The following is a 24,139-nucleotide window of genomic DNA, read 5'->3' as shown; positions in this document are numbered from 1 at the left end:
TTTTGGGGAAGACTTGAAATCCACCCCTCACCCCAGCCCTCTCCCCAAAGGGGAGAGGGGAAAGGGAGCCGATCTTCATGCTTTTCAACGCCTGAGTTCGGCTCGATTTTGCAGGTCGCAGCCTATCTGCCAAACACCTCGGTCAGTCCCCTCGCCCCTTTGGGGAGAGGGGGAAAGGGAGCCGATCTTCATGCTTTTCAAAGCCTGAGTTCGGCTCGATTTTGCAGGTCGCAGCCTATCTGCCAATCACCTCGGTCAGTCCCCTCGCCCCTTTGGGGAGAGGGTTAGGGTGAGGGGTCGATTCAAAGCCGAACACAGTCTCATCGGCCGCCGCTGAACAGGACACCACTAATGCCCACTGCCCTCTACCGTTTCATCCTCGCCCTCGCGCTGCTACTGCCGATGGCCACCCACGCCAGCGACGCCGAAGACTTCGTCGCCGCCAATCCCATGCAGCAAGCCAAACTCCTGGAAACCTGGGCCGCGCAGCCCGACCCCGCCCGTGTCGAACTGATCAACGCCCTGCAACAAGGCGAGTTGACCGTCGACGGCCAACCCAAAACCCTGCGCCTGAATAACCGCCTGCGGGGTCTGATCGACACCGCCCTGGCCAGCCATCAACTGCTCGCCGCCGACCCGAAAACCCGTCTCGCTGCCGCGCAGCAATTGCAGAAAAGCGCCAAACCGGCGCAGCTGAAATTCCTCGACCAGCAACTGGCTGGCGAAAAAGATGAAAGCGTTCACGCCGCACTGAGCCTCGCGTTGGCGAACCTGCAACTGGTCGACACCGATCCCGCCGTGCGCCTCGCCGCCGTGCGTTTGCTCGGTGAAACCGGCGACCCGTTGGCCCGTACGCGTCTTGAAGGTTTGCTCGAACCCGGCGTCGAAGCCGATGCCGGCGTGCGCACCGCCGCCGAAACCAGCCTCGCTCAAGTCAAACGCAAACTGCTGATCGGCGAGTTGCTCGGCCAGGCGTTCAGCGGCATGTCCCTGGGCTCGATCCTGCTGCTCGCCGCCCTTGGTTTGGCGATCACGTTTGGCCTGCTCGGCGTGATCAACATGGCCCACGGCGAGATGCTGATGCTCGGCGCGTACTCGACTTATGTGGTGCAGCTGATGTTCCAGCGCTTCGCCCCGCAAGCCATCGAGTTCTACCCATTGATCGCATTGCCGGTCGCGTTTTTCGTCACCGCCGGGATCGGCATGGCGCTGGAGCGCACGGTGATTCGTCACCTCTACGGGCGCCCGCTGGAAACCCTGCTCGCGACCTGGGGCATCAGCCTGATGTTGATTCAGTTGGTGCGTTTGCTGTTCGGCGCGCAGAACGTCGAAGTGGCCAACCCGGCGTGGTTGTCGGGCGGGATTCAAGTGCTGCCGAATCTCGTGCTGCCCTACAACCGCATCGTGATCATCGCCTTCGCGCTGTTTGTGGTGGTGCTGACCTGGCTGCTGCTGAACAAGACTCGCCTGGGTCTGAACGTGCGCGCCGTCACGCAGAACCGCAACATGGCCGCGTGCTGCGGCGTACCCACCGGGCGCGTCGACATGCTCGCCTTCGGCCTCGGTTCGGGCATCGCCGGGCTCGGTGGCGTGGCCCTGAGTCAGATCGGCAACGTCGGCCCGGACCTCGGCCAAAGCTACATCATCGACTCGTTCCTGGTGGTGGTGCTCGGCGGTGTCGGCCAGTTGGCCGGCAGCGTGCTCGCCGCGTTTGGCCTCGGTATCGCCAACAAAATTCTCGAACCGCAAATCGGTGCCGTACTCGGCAAGATCCTGATCCTCGCGCTGATCATTCTGTTCATTCAGAAACGTCCGCAAGGCCTCTTCGCACTGAAAGGACGGGTGATCGACTGATGAACCAGCCTCTAATGGTCACCGCCTCACAAAAGGCCGGCCCCAAAGTCACCATCGCCGTTGGCGCGGTCATTCTCGTGGTGCTGCTGGCGTTGCCGCTGCTATCACTGCTATCGCCCGTCAGCGTCTTCCATGTCTCGGCCTACACATTGACGTTGGTGGGCAAGATTCTTTGCTACGCCATCGTTGCCCTGGCGCTGGATCTGGTCTGGGGATACGCCGGGCTGTTGTCCCTGGGTCACGGCTTGTTCTTCGCCCTCGGCGGTTATGCGATGGGCATGTACCTGATGCGTCAGGCTTCGGGTGATGCCTTGCCGGCGTTCATGACGTTCCTGTCGTGGACCGAATTGCCGTGGTACTGGACCGGCACCAGCAGCTTCCTCTGGGCCATGTGCCTTGTTGTTTTGGCGCCGGGATTGTTGGCATTGGTGTTCGGCTTCTTCGCCTTCCGCTCGCGGATCAAAGGCGTGTATTTCTCGATCATGACCCAGGCCCTGACCTTCGCCGGAATGTTGCTGTTCTTCCGCAACGAAACCGGGTTTGGCGGCAACAACGGCTTCACCAATTTCCGCACGATTCTCGGGTTTGGCATTACCGAACCGGGGACGCGCGCAGTGTTGTTCTTTGCCACGGTGGTGTTGCTGGTGGCGAGTCTGTTCATTGGCTGGCGCCTGGCGCAAAGCAAGTTCGGCCGGGTGCTGACCGCGTTGCGCGATGCCGAAAACCGCTTGATGTTCTGTGGCTACGACCCGCGTGGTTTCAAGTTGTTTGTCTGGGTGTTGAGCGCGGTGCTGTGCGGCCTGGCCGGTGCGTTGTATGTGCCGCAAGTCGGGATCATCAATCCGAGCGAAATGTCGCCGACCAACTCCATCGAAGCCGCCGTGTGGGTCGCTTTGGGTGGTCGCGGCACGCTGATCGGGCCGTTGCTCGGCGCCGGCGTGGTCAACGGCATGAAGAGCTGGTTCACCGTGGCATTCCCGGAATACTGGCTGTTCTTCCTCGGTGCTCTGTTCATCATCGTGACCTTGTACCTGCCCAAAGGCGTGATCGGTCTGCTGAAGAAAAGGGGCGAATAATGAGAATCACACCAACGGCGGAATTTATGCTCGAGCCAGCCTTTTTCCCGGTGGAACCGAACAAGGACGCGGGCACCAGCCGCGACAACATCGGCTTCGGCCAAAGTGTCGGCCCCGGCCTGGACACGCGCCACGGCACGATCCTGACTCTGGAAGACATCAGCGTCAGCTTCGACGGTTTCAAAGCGTTGAACGCTCTGAACCTGTACATCGGCGTCGGCGAATTGCGCTGCATCATCGGCCCCAACGGTGCGGGTAAAACCACGCTGATGGATGTGATCACCGGCAAGACCCGCCCGAGTCACGGCAAGGCCTGGTTCGGTGAAACCCTGGACCTGACGCAGATGAGCGAAGTGCAAATCGCCCAGGCCGGCATTGGTCGCAAGTTTCAGAAACCGACGGTGTTCGAAGCCTTGAGCGTGTTCGAAAACCTGGAACTGGCGCAGAAAACCGACAAGTCGGTGTGGGCCAGCCTGCGGGCGCGCCTGACCGGCGAGCAGAAGGATCGCATCAGTGAAGTGCTGGACACCATACGCCTGACCTCCTCGGTCAATCGCCCGGCAGGGTTGTTGTCCCACGGGCAGAAACAGTTCCTGGAGATCGGCATGTTGTTGATGCAGGACCCGCAATTGCTGCTGCTCGATGAACCGGTGGCGGGCATGACCGACGCCGAAACCGAATTCACCGCCGAGCTGTTCAAAAGCCTGGCCGGCAAGCATTCGCTGATGGTGGTGGAACACGACATGGGCTTCGTCGGCTCGATCGCCGACCACGTCACCGTGTTGCACCAGGGCAGCGTGCTGGCGGAAGGGTCGCTGGAGCAGGTGCAGGACAATGAGCGCGTCATCGAGGTTTACCTCGGTCGCTGAACTGCGAATACCTATCAATGTGGGAGCGAGCTTGCTCGCGATGACGGCTTCATATCCAACATCAATGTCGACAGACATACCGCTATCGCGAGCAAGCTCGCTCCCACAGGGTTCTGTGTGAACAGAAGGAATTTGACCATGCTGCAAGTCGACAAGCTGCACCAGTACTACGGCGGTAGCCACATCCTGCGCGGTCTCTCGTTTGACGTGAAGGTCGGCGAAGTCACGTGCCTGCTCGGGCGCAACGGCGTGGGCAAGACCACCCTGCTCAAATGCCTGATGGGTTTGCTGCCGGCCAAAGAAGGCGCGGTGAATTGGGAAGGCAAGCCGATCACCACGTTCAAGCCGCACCAACGGGTGCACGCCGGGATCGCCTACGTGCCCCAGGGCCGGGAGATTTTCGGTCGGCTGACCGTGGAAGAAAACCTGCTGATGGGCCTGTCGCGGTTCCCCGGCAGCGAGGCGAAAGAAGTACCGGCGTTCATTTACGAGCTATTCCCAGTGCTGCTGCAAATGAAGCAACGGCGTGGCGGTGACTTGTCCGGCGGCCAACAGCAGCAATTGGCGATTGGCCGGGCCTTGGCCAGCCGTCCGCGTTTACTGATTCTCGACGAGCCCACCGAAGGCATCCAGCCGTCGGTGATCAAGGAAATCGGCGCGGTGATCAAGAAGCTCGCGGCCCGGGGCGACATGGCGATTTTGCTGGTGGAACAGTTTTACGATTTCGCCGCCGAACTGGCCGATCAATACCTGGTGATGTCCCGGGGCGAGATCGTGCAACAGGGGCGCGGTGAAAATATGGAAGCCGAAGGTGTGCGCGGACTGGTTACGATCTAGTCTGTAGCGTCCTGACGATAATTAGACGATATGAATTTACCTGCCTCCATTGTCCTGTTTACCCCGAGCTGGCACGCCGAGCTGGAGCTGGGCTACGCCCGTTTCGGCGACAGCACGCGTCCGGTCCTGCGCCGCCATCAAGGCCCGCTGCGGGTGCAAAAGCACCTGTACGCCGAAGGGCCGGAGGTGTGCCAGCACATCATCGTTCACCCGCCGGGCGGGATTGCCGGGGGTGATCGGCTGGACATCAGCGCCAGCGTCGGCAGCGACGCCTGGGCGCAAATCACCAGCCCTGGCGCCGCCAAGTGGTATCGCGCCGCCAGCCCCGCTTATCAGCAGCTGGACTTGAACGTCGCGGCCGGTGCGACACTGGAATGGTTGCCCCAGGAGACGATCATTTTCAGCGCGGCCCAGGCCGAACTCAGCACCTCGATCAACCTTGAAGGCGATGCCCGGTTGTTCTACTGGGACGTGGTGGCGCTGGGTCGCCCGGCCAGTGGCGAGCGCTTCGACCTCGGGCATTTCCAGGCCAAACTGGACATCCGCCGCGACGGCCAGTTGCTCTGGCACGAACGCCAGCGCATTGTCGGCGGTGATGGATTGCTCGACTCGCCGATCGGGCTGGATGGCCAACCGGTGTTTGCGACGTTGCTGGTGACCGGGGAGATCGACAGTGAACTGCTGGAAACCTGTCGCTCGCTGCCCAACGACGTACGCGGGGATTTGACCCAGTTGCCGGGGCTGTTGGTGGCACGGTGTCTGGCCGGTGAGGCGTTGTTGGCACGGGGTTGGCTTATCGATTTGTGGCGCTTACTCAGACCTGCGTTGCTCGGACGAGAAGCCGTCCCCCCCAGAATATGGAGCACCTGAACACCGATTCCCTTGTAGGAGCTGGTAGGAGCTGTCGAGTGAAACGAGGCTGCGATCTTTTGATCCTGACCCATTGAAGATCAAGATCAAAAGATCGCAGCCTTCGGCAGCTCCTACAGATGCAAGACGCAAGATTTTCATTCTGCCAAAAATGGATTCCAACGATGGACCTGACCCCACGCGAAAAAGACAAGCTGTTGATCTTCACCGCCGGCCTCGTCGCCGAGCGGCGTTTGGCTCGCGGCGTGAAACTCAATTACCCGGAAGCCATGGCCTACATCTCCGCAGCGCTGCTCGAAGGCGCCCGTGACGGTCGCACCGTGGCCGAGCTGATGCATTTCGGCACCACCCTGCTGAGCCGCGAACAAGTGATGGAAGGTATCCCGGAAATGATCCCGGAGATCCAGGTCGAAGCGACGTTCCCCGACGGCACCAAACTGGTCACCGTCCACCAACCGATCGCCTGAGGCCGCGCCATGACTTATCTCATTCGTGATGCGCTGCATGCCGACCTGCCGGCGATCCGCGACATCTACAACGACGCGGTGCTCAACACCACCGCGATCTGGAACGAACAGGCCGTGGACCTGGGCAACCGCCAGGCGTGGTTCAGCGCGCGGCAATCCCAGGGTTATCCGATCCTGGTGATCGTCGACGGTGATAACACCGTGCTGGGCTACGCTTCATTCGGTGACTGGCGGCCGTTCGACGGCTTTCGCCATACCGTCGAACACTCGGTCTACGTACGCAGCGACCAGCGCGGCAACGGCCTCGGCCCGCAATTGATGACCGAGCTGATCGAACGCGCCAAGGGCTGCAACAAACACGTGATGGTCGCCGCCATCGAAAGCGGCAACGGTGCGTCGATTCGACTGCACGATCGCGCCGGTTTTGTCGTCACCGGCCAAATGCCACAAGTGGGCACCAAGTTCGGCCGCTGGCTGGACCTGACCTTCATGCAACTGACCCTCGACCCGGGCGCCATGCCGCCCGGGGCTCACAAGGAGTGATACCCGATGAACGCCGCCCAACTGCGCCGCGTGAATGTTGAAAGCTTTGCGCACTATCGCCAGGGTTTGATCGATTTACTGCTGGACGCCGTGGGGTATGGCGCCAGCGTCGGTTTCATGGCCGACCTCGATGCAACTCAGGCCCGGGCCTATTTCGATGAGGTCCAGGCCAACCTGAACCAGGGCAATGTGCTGTTGTGGGTAGTGGTCAAGGACGAGCAGGTGCAAGCCAGCGTGCAACTGACCCTGTGCCAGAAAGCCAACGGCCTGAACCGCGCCGAAGTGCAGAAATTGCTGGTGCGTGAACACGCCCGCCGTCGCGGCCTCGGCCAGCAATTGATGAGTGCCCTGGAACTCGCCGCCCGCCAGCACAAGCGCGGCATGCTCTACCTCGACACCGAGGCCGGCTCCCCCGCCGAAGACTTCTACAAGGCATTGGGTTACACCCGCGCCGGTCAAATCCCCGACTACGCCTGCGACCCCGCCGGCAACTATCGACCGACGGCCCTCTACTACAAAATCCTGCAAGGAGTGAATGGATGATTCCCGGCGAATACCAGATCCAGCCCGGCGACATCGAACTCAACGTCGGCCGCCGCACCGTCAGCCTGAAGGTGGCCAACAGCGGCGACCGGCCGATCCAGGTCGGCTCGCATTACCACTTTTTCGAAACCAACGACGCCCTCACCTTCGACCGCGCCGCCAGCCGCGGCATGCGCCTGAACATCCCCGCCGGCACCGCCGTGCGCTTCGAACCGGGGCAGAGTCGCGAGGTCGAGCTGGTGGATTTGGCCGGGCATCGCCGGGTGTTCGGGTTTGCCGGGCGGATCATGGGTGACCTCGATTGATGTCTGTGGTGCTCCGAAAAGATCGCAGCCTCGGTTCCCTCGACAGCTCCTACAGAGGCGCGCGCACCGGGAATGTGTGATGTGCCCCCCGGCGACACCGGAAATGTCTCGGTCGTACGCTGCCTGTAGGAGCTGTCGAGCGCAGCGAGGCTGCGATAGCGAGTGATGCGAGCGGTCTCAAAAACAATTGAATCCCAAGGCAAGCACATGAAGATTTCAAGACAAGCCTACGCCGACATGTTCGGCCCCACCGTCGGCGACAAGGTGCGCCTGGCCGACACCGAGTTGTGGATCGAGGTGGAAAAAGACTTCACCACCTACGGCGAAGAAGTGAAGTTCGGTGGCGGCAAAGTCATCCGCGACGGCCAGGGCCAGAGCCAATTGCTCGCCGCCGAAGTGGTCGACACGGTGATCACCAACGCCCTGATCGTCGATCACTGGGGCATCGTCAAAGCCGACGTCGGCCTCAAAGACGGGCGCATCGCCGGGATCGGCAAGGCTGGCAACCCGGACGTGCAGCCGAACGTAACCATCGCCATCGGCGCCAGCACCGAAGTCATCGCCGGTGAAGGCATGATCCTCACCGCCGGCGGCATCGACACCCACATCCACTTCATCTGCCCACAGCAGATCGAAGAAGCACTGATGAGCGGCGTCACCACCATGATCGGCGGCGGCACCGGCCCGGCCACGGGCACCAATGCGACGACTTGCACCTCTGGGCCGTGGCACCTGGCGCGGATGCTTCAGGCGGCGGACGCATTCCCGATGAACATCGGCCTCACCGGCAAGGGCAATGCGAGCCTGCCGGAGCCGTTGATCGAGCAGGTCAAGGCCGGCGCCATCGGCCTCAAGTTGCACGAAGACTGGGGCACCACCCCGGCGAGCATCGACAACTGCCTGACCGTGGCCGACCAGTTTGACGTGCAGGTCGCGATCCACACCGACACCCTCAACGAATCCGGCTTCGTCGAAACCACCCTCGCCGCGTTCAAGGGCCGCACCATCCACACCTATCACACCGAAGGCGCAGGCGGCGGTCATGCCCCGGACATCATCAAGGCTTGCGGCTTTTCGAACGTGTTGCCGAGTTCGACCAACCCGACCCGGCCGTTCACCCGCAACACCATCGACGAACACCTGGACATGTTGATGGTCTGCCACCACCTGGACCCGAGCATTGCCGAGGACGTGGCGTTCGCCGAAAGCCGTATCCGCCGCGAGACGATTGCCGCTGAAGACATCCTGCATGACCTCGGTGCGTTCTCGATGATCAGCTCCGACAGCCAGGCCATGGGCCGCGTCGGCGAAGTGATCACCCGCACCTGGCAGACCGCCGACAAGATGAAAAAGCAGCGCGGCCCGCTGCCTCTGGACGGTGAAGGCAACGACAACTTCCGCGCCAAACGCTACATCGCCAAGTACACCATCAACCCGGCGATCACCCACGGCATCAGCCATGAAGTGGGCTCGATCGAAGTGGGCAAGTGGGCCGATCTGGTGCTGTGGCGCCCGGCGTTTTTCGGGGTCAAGCCGACGCTGATCCTCAAGGGTGGCGCGATTGCCGCCAGTCTGATGGGTGACGCCAACGCCTCGATCCCAACGCCACAACCGGTGCACTACCGCCCTATGTTCGCCAGCTACGGTGGTTCGCTGCACGCCACCAGCATGACCTTTATCAGTCAGGCCGCCCAGGACGCAGGGCTGCCCGAAGCCCTGGGCCTGAAGAAGAAAATCGCCGTGGTCAAAGGCTGCCGCGACGTGCAGAAGACCGACCTGATCCATAACGACTACTTGCCGAGCATCGATGTCGATCCACAGACCTATCAGGTCAAGGCCGACGGCGTGTTGCTGTGGTGCGAGCCTGCGGAAACCTTGCCAATGGCCCAGCGCTACTTCCTGTTCTGAAACCCCACAAACCCTTGTGGGAGCGGGCTTGCTCGCGAAAGCGGTCTTTCATTCAACATTGATGCTGACTGATCGACCGCGTTCGCGAGCAAGCCCGCTCCCACAAGGGTGGGTGTAGGCACTGTGTTTGTTGAGCCTGACCCTGCCCTGAACCCCAACCATCCCAAAACCCGGCTATATATAAATACCACCGGGCGCCTCTCCATTTGTGCGGTGTTTCCCTGAACGGGAAGGCGCTAAGATGCGGTTCACTTTCCGCCGTCACTGCTCAGGATTCCGCTCCATGCGCTTAAGCGAATTCATCGTGGTAGAGGTCGATCGTATCGTCGATGAATGGGAACAGTTCGCCCGCGTCATCACGCCGGACGAAAACCTGGATCGCATCACCTTGCGCGATCACGCCCGCTCCATTCTGCTGGCGGCCGCGCGGGACATGACTACCGCCCAGACGGCTCAGGAACAGGCCGCCAAATCCAAGGGCGACGGCCCGGAGAAAACCCCAAGCCTGGATCAGGCCGCCGCCAGTCATGGCGAGTTGCGGCACAACGTCGGTTTCGATCTGGTGCAGATGACGTCCGAGTTCCGTCATCTGCGGGCCTGCGTGATTCGCCTGTGGGTCAACAGTCTGCAAGCCCCGGACCTGGCCTACTTTCAGGACATGATCCGTTTCAACGAAGCCATCGACGAAGCCCTGGCTGAATCGACCGCCGCTTATGCCGAGCAGGTCAATCACTCGCGGGACATCTTCCTCGCCATCCTCGGCCACGACCTGCGTGCACCGTTGCAAGCGGTGAGCATGTCCACCGAGTTGCTACAGCGCAAAGTGAATCTCGAAGGCGATGCCCTGACATGTCTGCACCACATCCAGCGCGGCACACGCCACATGGCGGTGATGGTCGCTGATCTGCTGGAACTGGTGCGCAGCCGTCTGGGCAAGAGCCTGCCGATCGAACCGAGGCCGATGGACATGGCCGACGCGGCGCATGAGGCGATTGCCCAGGCCTGCGCCGGCAACCCCGAGTGCGATCCCATGATCAATGTCAGTGGCGACACCCGAGGCGCCTGGGACGCCGGGCGCATCGCGCAGCTGTTGCAGAACCTGATTGGCAACGCGTTGCAGCATGGTGCAAACAAGCGCGACGTCACGGTGACCCTCAGCGGCGAGCCGGACGCCGTACGACTCACGGTGCATAACTTTGGCGTACCGATCCCGGACGACGCGATTGGCACGATCTTCGACCCGCTGGTGCGCAACGCCAGTGAAGAACTCGGGCAGCCGTCGACCAGCCTTGGCCTGGGCTTGTTTATCGTCAAGGAAGTGGTGACCGCTCATCGGGGGACGATTGAGGTCAGTTCCAGTGAAGAGGATGGGACGTTGTTTACCGTGGTGTTGCCGCGCAAGGTTTGAAAGCACAGCGCTCTCAAACTGAATGCAAATCACCTGTAGGGGCTGTCGAGTGAAACGAGGCTGCGATCTTTTGATCCTGATTTTCAGGGCCCGGCAAGGCACACAAGATCAAGATCAAAAGATCGCAGCCTTCGGCAGCTCCTACATTGAGCGAGTTGGCTGTCAGTTCAGCGTTACTCGACGACCAACCGCCCCAACCGCTGCTTGAGCATCCGATTCTCCGCCCGCAGTTGCTGGACCTCTTCAAGCAGGTCCAGCGCCAGGGCGACGCCTTCCCATTCCAGCTCGAGGTCGCGCCGCAGCTTGGCGGCGCGTTTGGCCAGCGCCAGTTCGTAATCGTTGAAACGCCAATCCTTGGGCGCGGAGCCCTGAGGTTCGAGGATGCCGTGTTCGACGATTTCGATCACGTAGACGTCCGACAGCTCGGTCGCCTCACAGAATTCTGCCATGTCCAGTTGAACGATCAGGGGACTGCTCATAGTCAGTAGCTCCATAGTTCTAGCGGATCAAAAGTTTTCTCTCGGGTCGAACGCGGCTTTCTTCGCCAGTTCCTGCCACAACGCCTTGGTCTCATCATCCAGGACTTTAGGCATGACGGCCTTGAGTTGCACGAACAGGAAGCCCCGCTCGCCCTTTTTGTTCATCAAACCGTGGCCCTTGGCGCGCATGCGCTGGCCGTTCTGGCTGCCGGCCGGCACCTTGAGGTTGATCTTGCCGGTGAGGGTCGGCACCGCCACTTCCGTGCCCAGCGCCAGCTCCCACGGTGCCAGCGGCAAGGTGATGATCAGGTTTTCGCCTTCGACATCGAATTTCGGGTGCGGCGCAAAACGGATGATCAGGAACAGGTCGCCATTCGCGCCGCCACCGGTCCCCGGAGCCCCTTGGCCCTTGAGGCGGATACGCTCGCCGTCGGTCACACCGGCCGGGATCTTCACGTTCAGGCTTTTAGGGGTGTTGCTCACATGCTGGCCGGCCGCGTTGTATTGCGGCACCTGGAAGGTGACCTTCTTCGATTCGTTCGAGAGGGTCTCTTCCAGAAAAATCCCAAGTTCCATTTCCACGTCTTGCCCTCGACGTCCGGCACTGCGACGCGACTCTCCACCACCAAAACCAGGACCCCGGTTACCGAAAATCGAACTGAAGAAGTCCGAAAAATCGCCCGAGTCCTGACCGCCACCGAAACCGCCGCCACCGCCACGCCCCTGCCACCCCGGCGGGCCCTGGAACGGCTGGCCGTGCTGGCCGTATTTGCGCAAGTCGTCGTATTCGGCGCGCTTGTCCGCACTTTTCAGCGCTTCATAGGCTTCCGAGGCGTCCTTGAACTTGGCCTCGGCGTCCTTTTCCTTGCTGACGTCGGGGTGGTATTTGCGAGCCAGCTTGCGATAGGCGGCCTTGATCGTCTTATCGTCTGCGGTCGGTTCCACACCGAGAATCTTGTAATAGTCTTTGAAGTCCATCTAAGGATCACCATCCGTTATCAAAATCGCGCCGCGAGCCCCAGCATGCACGTATTGCGCGCCACTGGGTTGACCGATCTCAAGGTTGTGACCGGGCAGCGCATCAGAAGTTTATCGGCAGCGGGCGGAGGTTCTTGCGACCGCCGAATGGCTGCCAGGGTCGATGCAGACAAGTTTGGGGCATCGGGCCCGCTTATCAAGGCGCTATTCGTGATGATTTAGCGGATAGTCGGCCTTCGAATCTGCGCCGCACTGGCATACACTGCGCGGCCGTTTTTTAACCGGAACTCGAAAGACATGAAAAACGCATCCCCAGCCCGTGCCTGTGGTATCGACTTCGGCACGTCCAACTCCACCGTCGGCTGGCTACGCCCCGGCATGGAAACGCTGATCGCGCTGGAGGACGACAAGATCACCCTGCCATCGGTGGTCTTCTTCAACATCGAAGAACGCCGTCCGGTGTACGGCCGGCTGGCGCTGCACGAGTACCTGGAAGGCTACGAAGGCCGGCTGATGCGCTCGCTCAAGAGCCTGCTGGGTTCCAAGCTGATCAAGCACGACACCAGCGTCCTCGGCACGGCGATGCCGTTCAAGGACCTGCTCGGCCTGTTCATCGGCCAGTTGAAGAAGCGCGCCGAAGCGGCCGCCGGTCGGGAATTCGAAGAAGTGGTGCTGGGTCGACCGGTGTTTTTCGTCGACGACGATGAACTGGCCGACCAGGAAGCGGAAAACACGCTAGTGGACGTGGCCCGGGCCATCGGCTTCAAGGACGTGTCGTTCCAGTACGAACCGATTGCGGCGGCGTTCGACTACGAGTCGACCATCGAAAAGGAAGAGCTGGTGCTGATCGTCGACATCGGCGGTGGTACGTCCGACTTCTCGCTGGTGCGCCTGTCGCCTGAGCGGCGCATGCACGACAACCGCCACGACGACATCCTCGCCACCGGCGGCGTGCACATCGGCGGGACCGATTTCGACAAGCAGTTGAGCCTGCAAGGCCTGATGCCGCTGTTCGGCTACGGCAGCCGCATGAAGAGCGGCGCCTACATGCCGACCAGCCACCACATGAACCTGGCGACCTGGCACACGATCAACTCGGTGTACTCGCAGAAGTCGACCCTGGCCCTGGGCAGCATGCGCTACGACATCGAAGACACCGGCGGCATCGATCGCCTGTTCAAGCTGATTGATCAGCGCGCCGGCCACTGGCTGGCCATGGAAGTGGAAGAAACCAAGATCCAGCTGACCCACGCCGACACCCGTCACGTGCCGCTGGATCGCATCGAACCGGGCCTGAGCGTCGAACTGACCCGGGCGCTGTTCGAATCGGCCATCGACAACCTGCTGGAGCGGGTGCGCAACAGCGTCACGCAACTGCTCAACGATGCCAACGTGCGGGTTGATCAGGTCGATACGGTGTTCTTCACCGGCGGTTCGAGCGGGATTCCGGCACTGCGCAGCGGCGTTTCGGCGATGCTGCCGAACGCGCGGCACGTGGAAGGGAACATCTTTGGCAGTATCGGTAGCGGGTTGGCGATTGAAGCCATGAAGCGTTACGGCTGCTGAGTAGCAGCAAGTTGCAAGCTTCAAGCGGCAAGTAAGAGCAGTGACGGTGCCCGCTCTGCTTTTACTTACAGCTTAAAGCTTGCAGCTTGTAGCTGCTTTCATACCATCCCCACCTGCTTCAACTCACTCTTCAAATACGCGTAATATATCGGCCCCGCCACCACCCCAGGCAGGCCGAACGCGGCCTCGAACACCAGCATTGCCAGCAGCAACTCCCACGACTTGGCACTGATCTGCCCGCCGACGATGCGCGCGTTGAGGAAGTATTCGAGCTTGTGGATAAAGATCAGATAACCCAACGCCGCCATGGCGACCCAGATCGACAGCGACAGCCCGACGATGGTGATCAGGGTGTTCGACATCAGATTGCCGATCACCGGCAGCAGGCCGAGCAGGAAGGTCAGCACAATCAGGGTTTTGGTCAGCGGCAGCTTGATGCCGAACATCGGCAGGATGACCGCCAGGAAAATCCCGGTGAAGAAGGTGTTGAGCAGGGAAATCTTGATCTGCGCAAACACGATGTTACGAAACGCCTGGACCAGCAGGTGCAAGCGGTCGAACAGGGCGGCAGCCAGCGGCTTGCGCTTGGTCACGTCGGGCACGCGCTGCAAGGCGATGATTGCGCCCAGCACCATGCCGATCAGCAGCGTCACGAACATATGCGCCGCGTCCTTGCCCACCAATTGCAAGTCGCTGAGGTGCTTGCTCATCCACTCGCCGATGGCCACCCGGAATTCGGCCGCGCTGGCCGGCAGGTAGGCATCGATGAACGGCGGCAGTTGCCCACGGGCGCGGTCGACCACGTGCATGAATTTGTCGAGGGAAGCGCCAGGGTTTTCCGCTTCGTGCAGCAAGAAGCTGATCGCACCGGCAAAGATCAACGCCAGCACACTGACCACCAATGTGCCCAGCAACGCCACCGCCAGCCAACGGGCGCGGCGGCCTTCGATCAGCCGCTGCAATTGCGGCGTGAGCATGTTGACCAGTTCGAATACCAGCAGACCGGCCAACAGGCTGGGCAGCAGGCGCAGAGGGATGACCAGTAGCAAACCACCGAAGATGATGACCCAACTGATTAACAGCAAGACGTGACGTTGAGAAAACGTTGGCATACAGCCTCAAAACGAACGGCGTAAAAGGATGGGCAGTCTGCCAGCGATCCGGGGCCAGCACTAGGGATTGTGTAGGGCGACCTTGGTCGGGGGACTGACGGCTTTTTTCAGTGCCCCGACTGACCGCTTCGCGAGCAGGCTCGCCCACAATAGTCCTGCGAACATAGATCCAATGTGGGAGCGGGCTTGCTCGCGAAAGCGGTGTGTCAGGCAACTAAGGTGCTGAATTGAAAACCGCTTTCGCGAGCAAGCCCGCTCCCACAATTTGATCGTGTTTAGCCCAAAGGCTTATTTTTTCTTCAGGCAGTCACTCATGAAGGTTTTGCGCGCATCGCCCGTGAGGGCTTTGGTTTTGGCGTCGGCGTTGCAGGTTTTCATTTTCTCTTGCTGCGGGGTCAGGACTTTCGCGTCGTTGGCGGCCGGGGCGGCTTTGAGGCACGTGCTCATGAATGTCTTGCGCTCATCGCCCTTGAGGCTTTTCGCGGTAGCGTCGGCATTGCAGGTGGTCATTTTGTTCTGTTGGGCCGTGGCGGCGAAGCCCTGGGAGCAGAGCAGCAAACCGATCATCAACAAAGGGACACGCAACATCTTCATGGAGTTTTCTCCTTGTTACCGCACCGATGGATGCGGCCTCGCCCTGAAGTGTAGACAAACCCCGTTACACCTTCACCTTGTCTCAAGATGACTGCGCCGATACTGCTCCGGCGTGCACCCGGCCTGACGCTGAAACATCGCAATAAATGCCGAACCGGTGCTGTAGCCCATGTCGAAGGCGATGTCCTGAATGCTGCGCTGACTGTCCAGCGCTTCGATCGCCGCGAGAAACCGCAAGCGTTGTCGCCATTCACCGAAACTCATGCCCAATTCGCGCACGAACTGCCGGGCCAGGGTGCGTTCACTGACGTGAATCTGCGCCGCCCAATCCGCCAATGGCCGGTTATCCCCAGGTTCAGCCTGCAAGGCTTCGAGTATCCCGAGCAACCCCGGGTGACTGGCGTAGGGCAAATAACAGGCGTGCTCGGGGGCCTGTTGCAATTGATCCACCAGCACTTGGGCCAGGCGCACGTCGGCGTCCCGCTCTGGGATCTTCACGTCCCGGGCGGCGAAGTCCTTGAGGATCGCTTTGAGGATGTCGCTGATGGCAAGGGTGCAAGCCTGTTGCGGCAGGTCGCGGCACAGTGACGGCGCCAGGCACACCGCGCGGTAGTTGATCGGCTGGTTGCTGTAGAAACTGTGCTCGGTCTGCGGCGGCACCCACACCGCGTACTGCGGCGGCGACATGAAGCGGCTGTTGCCGATTTCCATGTGCAACACGCCGTTGGCCGAATACTCCAGCGTGCCCCACGGGTGAGTGTGCGCCGAGGCGTATTCGTGGGTGTCGAAGTCGGCGTAGCGGAAATACACCGGGGCCGGCAGTTCACTGAAATCCAGCAGATCGATGTGTTTACTGCTCATGCTGTCCGTCATCCGGGGCCGATTGTCTGGATCGAAGTATAGGCTTGTATCCAGACAGGCGGATAATTGGCCCTCATCAACGTACTGGTTTCTCTCCCATGCAATACGCGTTTCCCCTGCTGACCATTTTCATCTGGGCCGGCAACACCGTGATCACCAAGATGTCCGCCGGCGCGATTTTTCCCGCCGAGATCGGCTTCTACCGCTGGCTGCTCGCCGGGATTTTGTTCACGCCGTTTCTGCTTAAACCGGTGATCGCCCATTGGCCAATGATCCGCCCGAATCTAGGCAAGATTTTCATTCTCGGCGTGCTCGGCATGGCGGTTTATCAGAGCCTGGCCTACTTCGCCGCAAGCCTGACCACGGCCACCAACATGGGCATTATCCTGTCGCTGATGCCATTGATGTCCCTGACGATGGCGATTGTCAGCCTCGGCCAGCGCCTGACGGCCGGCGCGCTGACGGGTGCGGTGCTGTCCTTTGCCGGTGTGTTGGTGGTGGTGTCGTCGGGCAGCCTGGGGGCATTGCTGGAGCATGGGGTGAACCTGGGCGACGCGATGATGCTGATCGCGACCCTGGCCTATGCGATCTACAGCACGCTGTTGAAAAAATGGCAGCTGCGTCTGCCGCCGTTGGTCTTGTTGTATATGCAGGTGTGGGTGGCGGTGCTGGTCTTGTTTCCGCTGTTCGTGATCTCGCCGAAAATCGGCCTGACGATGCAGAACATTCCGTTGGTGCTCTACGCCTGCCTGCTGGCCTCGATGGTTGCACCATTGATGTGGATGCAAGCCGTGGTGCGCCTGGGCCCGAGCCGGACCACGCTGTTTTTCAATCTGCTGCCGGTGATTACCGCACTGATTGCGGCGGTGGTGTTGCGTGAGCAGTTGGCGATGTATCACTTGGTAGGCGGGCTGTTGACGTTGGGAGGGGTGATTCTTTCCGAACGTTGGACCACCGTTTTAGGCCGCAAGATTAGTGTTGCCTGATAGTAAAAGATCGCAGCCTTCGGCAGCTCCTACATGGGTTGGCGTACACCTGTAGGAGCTGCCGAGGGCTGCGATCTTTTGATTTTGATCCTATACACCCGCCGCTGTGAGCCGCGCCGCATGCTCAACAAACAATCGCACCGGATCCGCGCCCTTCCCCACCAACCCCAGCGACTGATTGACGATATCGAAGTGGTCCAGCGGGTATTCATCGCCAATCACCGTCCCCAAATGCGAGCTGTAACGCCCGACCATCCCGTCGCAATGCCCCTTTTCCCGCACGAAGGTTGTGGCGAACAACCGACAAAAACGATTAGTCCCGTCGAACAGATTGCCGCCGCGATCAGTCTTGCCCGGCTGCAAGGTCCCGGACCAGGAGTAATAACGCACGCCATTGACTTCTTCCGGCCCCTGCCCGCCCCAGGTGTCAGGCAAGCCCTGTGGATAACGCTGGTTGAATTGCGCCACGCCTGCGCTCGTCAGGGAATGGTGGGAAGCGTTGATGTCCACCGGCAGTTTCGGCCCGCGATAGCCGGTTTCCAGCAGGCTCATCAAGGCGCCGACTATCCGCAGCAGAACGGTGAGCAATCGGCCCTTGGCGCTGTCCGCCGGGTAGTGTTTGTGCAGGTAATCCGCCAGTTCCGAGCCGTGATTGGGCCCGGCCACCGAAGTCACTGAGGCGACTCGATCCGGGCGTTTGGCAGCGGCGTAGCGCGCCGTCAACGAGCCTTGGCTGTGGCCGATCAGGTTGACCTTCTCGGCGCCGGTCTCGCGCAGGATCTCATCGATCCGCGCCAGCAATTGCTCACCGCGCACTTCGGTGGAATTGAGCGGCGACACCTGCACCGCAAACACCACCGCACCACCCCGGCGCAACGCCGAAACAATCCCGTACCAGTACGGATACAGCACCAAGCGGATAAACCCGAGCATTCCCGGGACCAGCACAATCGGGTAACGCGTGGCGGAACCTTGCGACATGAGCGGACATCCTTGTAATCGGTGAGGTGACGCAAGGCGGGATGCAAGACATCCGCCAAGCATCGCCAGCGAAGATGACCAGTCTATGACATCCGTCTTACTTCAATCCCACCACGCCTGCCACGATCAAGCCAACCGACACCAGTTTAAGCGCCGTCAGGCTCTCGCCCAGCAGCGCAAACCCGAGGAACACCGTGCCCAGCGAACCGATGGCGGTCCAGATCGGGTAGGCGATGCTCACCGGCAACTCGCGCATGGCCAGGGTCAGGAAATAAATCCCGCCGATCGCCGCCACGACTGTGATCACCGAGGGCCAGAGCCGGGTAAAACCTTCGGCGTACTTCATGCCCATGGCGAAGGTGACCTCGAAACCGGCGGCAATCAGCAAGAATAGCCAGGCCATCTAGAATTCCCTGGCCAGTGCCAACAGTTGCTGCTCGGCCTCGGCAACAGAGATCTGGAAGGTGCGTTCGGCCGATTCTTCACCCTCGGCAGCGACCACCGTGATGTCAGTGATACCGATAAAACCCAGCGCCGTGCGCAACAAGGGATCGGCGTGGTTCATCGCTTCCAGTTCACCGCCCGGCCCGAAGCCGAACCCGCCGCGACTGGTGACGATCAGGGCTTTTTTGCCCCGCACCAGCGGCTCGTACTGCGCCACGCCGTTGTCCAGGGTGTGATTGAAGGTCAGCCCGACGCGCACAATCTGGTCGATCCAGGCCTTGAGGCCGCTGGGCACGCTGAAGTTGTGCATCGGCGTGGAAATCACCAGCACATCGTGGCCGAGCAATTCGCCGACCAGTTCATCGCTGAAGGCCAGATCGGCTTGCATCGACAAGGGTCGGGCATTCGGTTCGGGATAAAACGCTGCGGCCACAAACGCTTCGTTGACCGGTGGAATCACCGCCCGACCGACCTCACGACGGGTCAACTGCGACTGCGGATGGCGAGCCTGCCACGCGGACAAAAACACCTCGGCCAGGCGCCGGGAGTGGGAACGTTCGCCACGGGGACTGGCATGAATGGCAAGAACTGTGCTCATCTGAATCTCCTGAAGGGCTACACTGAAACGGCTTGTGGCTTGCAGCTTGAAGCTCGCCGCGGCCCTTCTTCAAATGAGCAAAAGTCATTCAGGATGAATTAGTTTCATTTATGGAGTATTGAGATGTTTGCCTCGCTGCCCCTGACCGCCCTGCGCGCCTTCGAATCCGCCTCGCGCCTGCTGAGTTTCAAGGCTGCCGCTGAAGAGCTTTCGGTGACGCCCACGGCGATTTCCCATCAGATCCGCTCGCTGGAGAGCTGGCTCGGTATCGCGCTGTTCGAAAGGCTGCCGCGACAAGTCCGCCTCACCGACGGCGGCGAACGCCTGTTCCAGAGCCTGCACGGCGCCTTGCTGGAAGTGGCGCAGAGCGTCGATACCCTGCGCCCGCAACGCAGCGGCGCGAGCCTGACGATCTCCACCACCGCCGCGTTCGCCGCGTTATGGCTGGTGCCGCGACTCGGGCGTTTTTATGCCCGGCATCCGACCATCAGCCTGCGGCTCGATACCCATTGCGAAGTCATCGATTTGCATCAGGACGCCAGCGTCGATCTGGTGCTGCGCTACAGCCTCGACGACTACCCGAACCTGTATGGACAGTGCCTGTTCGACGAGTCCTTCGGCGTCTATGGCTCGCCCGAGCAAGTGACGCTGGCGGGCAGCCGAACGCCGACGTTGATCAGCGTGCGTTGGCATAACTCCAAGCTCTATGCCCATGGCTGGGAGGCCTGGTGCGCGCGGTCCGGCGAGAATTGGCTGAACGGACAACCGGCCGTGCGCGAATACGATGAAGAGCACTACGCCCTGCAAGCGGCGATTGCCGGGCAAGGGTTGGTGCTGGCGAGCAATATTCTGGTATCGGAGAGCGTCGCCAGCGGGTTGCTGGTGCCTTACAAGGGCGAAGTTCAGGTTGATGGCGCCGGGTACAGCGCACTGTGCGTGCCGGGGCGCGAACGGCATCCGCCGGTGCGGGCATTTTTTGCATGGCTGCAGGAAGAAGCAACGCTGTCAGGACTATTGCCAAGATCGCAGGCTTCGCCAGCTCCTACAGGTGAACGCATTCCAATGTAGGAGCGGCCGAAGGCTGCGATCTTTTGCGTTCGTCAATTACATCAAACTTTTCGCGCGGCTAATTACTCACACCTTAAGTAGCGATCACGGCCCCAGAGGCGTGACGCCAACCGGATTAGCCTCCAGGAGATTGAGATGAGCGACATGCATTTGTCTGATGTAACCACCCTTCGCGCACGGGCTCGCCAGAATGTCGAGAACGGTGCCGTGACCGAAAGCTACAGCGCCGACCTCGATGAAGTGCTGCGCCTGCTCAACGAATCGCTGGCCACTGAATTGGTCTGCGTGTTGCGCTACAAGCGCCACTACTTCATGGCCAACGGCCTCAAGGCCCACGTGGCCGCCGACGAATTCCTCGAACACGCGACCCAGGAAGCCGAACACGCCGACCGTCTGGCCGAGCGCATCGTGCAACTGGGCGGCGAGCCGGAGTTCAACCCCGACCTGCTGTCGAAAAACTCCCACGCTCAATACGTGGCCGGCAACAACCTCAAGGAGATGGTCTACGAAGACCTGGTCGCCGAACGGATCGCCATCGACAGCTACCGCGAGATCATCCAGTACATCGGCGAAAAAGACCCGACTACCCGACGCATCTTCGAAGACATCCTGGCCCAGGAAGAAGAGCATGCGGATGATATGGCGGACATTCTGAAAGACTTGTAGCCCTTAAAAGCAAAAGATCGCAGCCTTCGGCAGCTCCTACATGAGAATGCATTCCTCTGTAGGAGCTGCCGAAGGCTGCGATCTTTTGATCTGCTCTTACCTTATTTGGTTGGTTTGACTGTAACCGGCGCCTTGCCCGCCTTCATCTGCTCCAGCAACGGCGCACACTGATTCGGCTCGCCACCACTCGGCGCCACCAGCGCCAACAACCCCGCCGCTGGCGCGGCAATCACGCCCAACGCCACCATCCCGGCGCCACGCAACAGCAACGGTACCGCTTTCACCCCGGCGCTCGGCTTGATGAACTTGCCCTGCACATACAGCGGCGAACGCAACGAAATCAAGCGCCAGCCTTTCGATTCCGGGGTGATGGTCAAGTCCAGCTGTTCCGTCGCCATGTTCGCGGTGCCATCGATGTAGATGATCGCGTTCTCGGTATCGAAGACGAACAACCGCGTCGTTGCGAGCCCTGTCTTGATGTCGAAATCCGCCGCCGCGCAGTTGATCTTCACTTCCTTGTCGCCAAAGATCTTGCCAACCACGTAGTTGCCGACGTTGAGCCCGGCCAGCTCCATCAATTCGCGGCTGATCGCGCCGTCGTTGATCAGCATTTTCAGCTTGCCGTTGGAAGTGCCCAGCAACTTGGCCACCGAGTTGCCACGGCCAGCGATATCGGCATCGCCATTGAGCTCACCGAAACTGGTCTTCATCGGTTCGAAAGTCGGGAACAACTGCTTCAGCTTGAAGCCCCGGGCCGTGAGCTTCGCCTGGCCTTCCAACGGTTCGGTGCGGCCATTGAGGCGAATCTGCGCATCGAGCTTGCCGCCGGCCACGCCGAAACGCAGGGGCTCCAGGCTGAGCACGCCGTCGGTCAGCACCAGGTGCGTATAAAGGTCGGTGAATGGCAGTTTTTCGCTGTGGACGATGCGCTTGCCGGTGAACTCGACGTCGGCGTCCATATCCCGCCAGCGCTCGGTCTTGAATTCCTCGACCGGCAACACCTTGTCCGTCGGTTGCTTGCTTTCACCGCCACGAGCCTTTTGCTTGGCGTTAGAGTCGGCGCCAATCAGCGGCGCGAGGTCGGCAAATAGCAATTGATTGGAGACCAGCGAACCGCTGAGTTTCGGCCGTGGCTGGCTGGCGACATAAGCCAAGTCACCGTGAATATCACTGTCGCCGATCTTGCCGTTGAAGCCTTCATAGCGGAACTGCGCGCCGGCCGCGTCATGCAGCTTGGCGGTCAAGTGACCGTCGGTGGCGTAGGGCGGCGAGTCCGGCAGGGTGACGCCGGTCAATGGGTAAAGATTGGCCAGGCTGCTGCCGGCCAGTTTCAGACGCAGGTCCAACGCGCCGAGGTTCAGTGGATCGGTCAGGGTGCCGGCCAGTTCGACGCTGGTGTCGGCGATCTTCACCTGGGCCTGCAGCGGAAACGGCTTGGCCGCGTCCTGCAAGGCCAACAGGCCGCCGATCTTGCCTTCGCCAGCGAGCTTCTGTTCGTGGTACTGGCCTTTCACTTTGATCGCGAAGGCGTAGTCCTGAGGTGCGCCGCCCTTCTCGACCGCAGTTTTCGCCGCTTTGTCACCGACGATGTCACTGAACGGAATCGGCTTGCCCAGTGGATCGATCAACAGGTCGAGTTGGGTTTTCAGGTTCTGGTCGTCGAGGGTGACATGGCCCTTGTCGAAGCCGATGGCGCCGATGTCCACCACCCAATTCGACGGTTCGGCGTTCGGGTCCTTGGGGTCGAACTTGAAGGTCCAGTTCGCGCGGCCGTCGGCCAGGCGCTGGAGGTCGGCGTTTGGCTCGGTGAGGTCAATGCGCGGGATCACTACTCGCTGCGCCAACAAGGCCAGCGGCGAGATGCGCAACTCGACGCGTTTGAGGGTGACCATCTGCGGCTGCTTTGACCAGTCCGGGTTGCCCAGGCTCAAGTCCTCGGCCACCACGTGCGGCCACGGCACCCAGGCGCGCCAGCCGCCTTCATCCAATTCACGCCGCCACACCACCGCCAGGTTGCCATTAATGGCGAACGGGCGATGCAGTTCTTCGGAGACTTTGGCATTGAGGGGCGGTTTGATCCGGTTCCAATCGAAGAACACGATGATCAGAACCAGTATCGCCAGCAAGACAACAAGCGTGGCTAAGGTCCAGCTGATTATTTTTGAAGTGCGCGTCATTGCACAAGGCTCCTGAATACGACTGAGCGCCCTGACTGCGACGCACGTTTGAAGCGCAAGGCCTGAATCGGCCTGCCATGGAATCTACGACTGGAAAATGGCCCGCAGGTTTAACTGAAATGCTCGTTAACGTTCAAATAATCGGCCTCGAACAAAGTGCGCCCCGCTTGCGGCGTTACCGGACCCGCACTTTTGTGCGGCACGAGTGAGTCGAAAATACCCACTCCAGTGCAAAACCGCCCGCCGGAAACGCCCGTTCTAGAGCCTCTGCGTCAAACAATCAATTCTGTTGATTATTACCATTGCGTTTATGAACTTTTATATCGACTTATCGAGAGTAGCATTGCCCTCGTACCCACTTTATCGCCCTCCCAAGGAGCAACCCATCATGAAACGCCAATTACTGCTTAGCCTGACCCTCTCGATGCTAGCCAGCACTGCTTTCGCTCTGCCAGCCGCTGATCAGGCCACACCACAAGTCAAGGACAGCCACTCGGTATTCAGCCAAACCGTTGCCGCTGATGGTTCGGACCGCACTCCACAAGGCCAGACCCTTGCCGAAGGTGGTAATGATCGCCTGAAAGAAAAAGGCCTCATCACCCAGGACGGCTACGATAAAACCCCACAAGGTCAAACCCTTGCCGCTGACGGCTCCGACCGCACTCCACAAGGCCAAACCCTTGCCGCTGACGGCTCCGACCGCACTCCACAAGGCCAAACCCTTGCCGCTGACGGCTCCGATCGCACTCCACAAGGCCAAACCCTTGCTGCTGATGGCTCCGACCGCACTCCACAAGGCCAAACCCTCGCTGCTGATGGTTCGGACCGCACCCCACAAGGCCAAACCCTTGCTGAAGGTGGTGGTGACCGTGTAATCGAACGCAACAGCGCTGTGAGCTGAGCCCATGGCGGCCCTGAAAAAAAGCCCAATCCCTGGATTGGGCTTTTG

25 protein-coding genes are annotated in these 24,139 nt (G+C 60.7%); 16 read left to right on the top strand and 9 right to left on the bottom strand.

Features of this window, described 5'->3' with window-relative positions; genetic code table 11:
- Positions 1-351: 351 nt before the first annotated feature.
- The 11 genes from urtB (at position 352) to HB680_RS24420 (ending at position 10,680) form a co-directional block, all read left to right on the top strand.
- Positions 352-1,854, top strand: coding sequence for an urea ABC transporter permease subunit UrtB (urtB, locus tag HB680_RS24470; protein WP_213941002.1), 1,503 nt, complete (start codon positions 352-354; stop codon positions 1,852-1,854).
- On the top strand, positions 1,854-2,930 hold the full coding sequence (gene urtC / locus HB680_RS24465) for an urea ABC transporter permease subunit UrtC (RefSeq protein WP_213941001.1): 1,077 nt from the start codon (positions 1,854-1,856) through the stop codon (positions 2,928-2,930). The genes urtB and urtC overlap by 1 nt, the downstream gene beginning before the upstream one ends.
- Positions 2,930-3,799: an urea ABC transporter ATP-binding protein UrtD gene (gene urtD / locus HB680_RS24460; RefSeq protein ID WP_213941000.1), complete on the top strand. Its 870-nt coding sequence runs from the start codon at positions 2,930-2,932 to the stop codon at positions 3,797-3,799. Before urtC ends, urtD begins: the two co-directional genes overlap by 1 nt.
- A gap of 138 nt (positions 3,800-3,937) precedes the next feature.
- On the top strand, positions 3,938-4,636 hold the full coding sequence (gene urtE / locus HB680_RS24455) for an urea ABC transporter ATP-binding subunit UrtE (RefSeq protein WP_007950600.1): 699 nt from the start codon (positions 3,938-3,940) through the stop codon (positions 4,634-4,636).
- Positions 4,637-4,666: 30 nt separating this feature from the next.
- Positions 4,667-5,506 (top strand): urease accessory protein UreD, encoded by an 840-nt coding sequence (locus HB680_RS24450; protein ID WP_213940999.1) that lies wholly within the window; start codon positions 4,667-4,669, stop codon positions 5,504-5,506.
- 164 nt (positions 5,507-5,670) lie between these two features.
- The gene (gene ureA / locus HB680_RS24445) at positions 5,671-5,973 is read left to right on the top strand and encodes an urease subunit gamma (RefSeq protein ID WP_033055605.1); all 303 of its coding nucleotides are present in this window, start codon (positions 5,671-5,673) and stop codon (positions 5,971-5,973) included.
- Between the two features lie 9 nt (positions 5,974-5,982).
- Complete coding sequence (locus HB680_RS24440) at positions 5,983-6,516, top strand: GNAT family N-acetyltransferase (protein ID WP_213940998.1); 534 nt, start codon at positions 5,983-5,985, stop codon at positions 6,514-6,516.
- Positions 6,517-6,522: 6 nt separating this feature from the next.
- The gene (locus HB680_RS24435) at positions 6,523-7,059 is read left to right on the top strand and encodes a GNAT family N-acetyltransferase (protein ID WP_213940997.1); all 537 of its coding nucleotides are present in this window, start codon (positions 6,523-6,525) and stop codon (positions 7,057-7,059) included.
- Positions 7,056-7,364, top strand: coding sequence for an urease subunit beta (locus HB680_RS24430; RefSeq protein WP_109627750.1), 309 nt, complete (start codon positions 7,056-7,058; stop codon positions 7,362-7,364). Before HB680_RS24435 ends, HB680_RS24430 begins: the two co-directional genes overlap by 4 nt.
- A gap of 207 nt (positions 7,365-7,571) precedes the next feature.
- A complete protein-coding gene (gene ureC / locus HB680_RS24425) occupies positions 7,572-9,272 on the top strand; it encodes an urease subunit alpha (protein WP_213940996.1) in 1,701 nt (566 codons plus the stop codon).
- A 283-nt stretch (positions 9,273-9,555) separates the two neighbouring features.
- Positions 9,556-10,680 (top strand): HAMP domain-containing sensor histidine kinase, encoded by a 1,125-nt coding sequence (locus tag HB680_RS24420; protein ID WP_213940995.1) that lies wholly within the window; start codon positions 9,556-9,558, stop codon positions 10,678-10,680.
- Positions 10,681-10,853: 173 nt separating this feature from the next.
- Here the strand turns inward: HB680_RS24420 and HB680_RS24415 are convergent, their stop codons facing one another.
- Positions 10,854-11,159, bottom strand: a complete 306-nt coding sequence (locus HB680_RS24415; protein WP_149660622.1) for a chaperone modulator CbpM — start codon at positions 11,157-11,159, stop codon at positions 10,854-10,856.
- A gap of 27 nt (positions 11,160-11,186) precedes the next feature.
- A complete protein-coding gene (locus HB680_RS24410; protein WP_213940994.1) occupies positions 11,187-12,137 on the bottom strand; it encodes a DnaJ C-terminal domain-containing protein in 951 nt (316 codons plus the stop codon).
- 297 nt (positions 12,138-12,434) lie between these two features.
- On the opposite strand from HB680_RS24410, the gene HB680_RS24405 reads away from it, so the two are divergent.
- The gene (locus tag HB680_RS24405) at positions 12,435-13,703 is read left to right on the top strand and encodes an Hsp70 family protein (protein ID WP_213940993.1); all 1,269 of its coding nucleotides are present in this window, start codon (positions 12,435-12,437) and stop codon (positions 13,701-13,703) included.
- 98 nt (positions 13,704-13,801) lie between these two features.
- On the opposite strand, the gene HB680_RS24400 is transcribed toward HB680_RS24405, so the two are convergent.
- The 3 genes from HB680_RS24400 to HB680_RS24390 all read right to left on the bottom strand — a co-directional run bounded on the left by HB680_RS24400 (position 13,802) and on the right by HB680_RS24390 (position 16,270).
- Positions 13,802-14,815 carry a hypothetical protein gene (locus tag HB680_RS24400; RefSeq protein WP_213940992.1) on the bottom strand — a complete coding sequence of 338 codons (1,014 nt, stop codon included), beginning with the start codon at positions 14,813-14,815 and terminating at the stop codon, positions 13,802-13,804.
- Positions 14,816-15,103: 288 nt separating this feature from the next.
- Positions 15,104-15,409, bottom strand: coding sequence for a PsiF family protein (locus tag HB680_RS24395; protein WP_003221193.1), 306 nt, complete (start codon positions 15,407-15,409; stop codon positions 15,104-15,106).
- A 72-nt stretch (positions 15,410-15,481) separates the two neighbouring features.
- On the bottom strand, positions 15,482-16,270 hold the full coding sequence (locus HB680_RS24390; RefSeq protein WP_213940991.1) for a helix-turn-helix transcriptional regulator: 789 nt from the start codon (positions 16,268-16,270) through the stop codon (positions 15,482-15,484).
- A gap of 98 nt (positions 16,271-16,368) precedes the next feature.
- Here HB680_RS24390 and HB680_RS24385 point away from each other — a divergent pair, with 98 nt between their 5' ends.
- Positions 16,369-17,256 carry a DMT family transporter gene (locus tag HB680_RS24385; protein ID WP_213940990.1) on the top strand — a complete coding sequence of 296 codons (888 nt, stop codon included), beginning with the start codon at positions 16,369-16,371 and terminating at the stop codon, positions 17,254-17,256.
- Between the two features lie 90 nt (positions 17,257-17,346).
- Here the strand turns inward: HB680_RS24385 and HB680_RS24380 are convergent, their stop codons facing one another.
- The 3 genes from HB680_RS24380 to HB680_RS24370 form a co-directional block, all read right to left on the bottom strand.
- Complete coding sequence (locus HB680_RS24380) at positions 17,347-18,237, bottom strand: triacylglycerol lipase (protein WP_213940989.1); 891 nt, start codon at positions 18,235-18,237, stop codon at positions 17,347-17,349.
- A 97-nt stretch (positions 18,238-18,334) separates the two neighbouring features.
- Entirely contained in the window at positions 18,335-18,640 is a 306-nt protein-coding gene (locus HB680_RS24375; protein WP_123599719.1) for a multidrug efflux SMR transporter, read from the bottom strand.
- Entirely contained in the window at positions 18,641-19,279 is a 639-nt protein-coding gene (locus HB680_RS24370) for an NAD(P)H-dependent oxidoreductase (protein WP_213940988.1), read from the bottom strand.
- A gap of 123 nt (positions 19,280-19,402) precedes the next feature.
- Between HB680_RS24370 and HB680_RS24365 the strand changes: the two genes are divergently transcribed.
- Together HB680_RS24365 and HB680_RS24360 are read left to right on the top strand one after the other, a co-directional pair.
- Entirely contained in the window at positions 19,403-20,347 is a 945-nt protein-coding gene (locus HB680_RS24365) for a LysR substrate-binding domain-containing protein (RefSeq protein WP_213940987.1), read from the top strand.
- A gap of 135 nt (positions 20,348-20,482) precedes the next feature.
- Complete coding sequence (locus HB680_RS24360) at positions 20,483-21,013, top strand: ferritin-like domain-containing protein (RefSeq protein WP_213940986.1); 531 nt, start codon at positions 20,483-20,485, stop codon at positions 21,011-21,013.
- A gap of 101 nt (positions 21,014-21,114) precedes the next feature.
- On the opposite strand, the gene HB680_RS24355 is transcribed toward HB680_RS24360, so the two are convergent.
- Positions 21,115-23,190: an AsmA family protein gene (locus HB680_RS24355; protein WP_213940985.1), complete on the bottom strand. Its 2,076-nt coding sequence runs from the start codon at positions 23,188-23,190 to the stop codon at positions 21,115-21,117.
- 388 nt (positions 23,191-23,578) lie between these two features.
- On the opposite strand from HB680_RS24355, the gene HB680_RS24350 reads away from it, so the two are divergent.
- Positions 23,579-24,091 (top strand): hypothetical protein, encoded by a 513-nt coding sequence (locus HB680_RS24350; protein ID WP_213940984.1) that lies wholly within the window; start codon positions 23,579-23,581, stop codon positions 24,089-24,091.
- Positions 24,092-24,139: the final 48 nt, after the last annotated feature.

Origin of the sequence: Pseudomonas sp. dw_612, from assembly GCF_018449725.1 — a bacterium.
GTDB lineage: Bacteria > Pseudomonadota > Gammaproteobacteria > Pseudomonadales > Pseudomonadaceae > Aquipseudomonas.
This window is presented reverse-complemented; position numbering and strand designations above follow the sequence as displayed.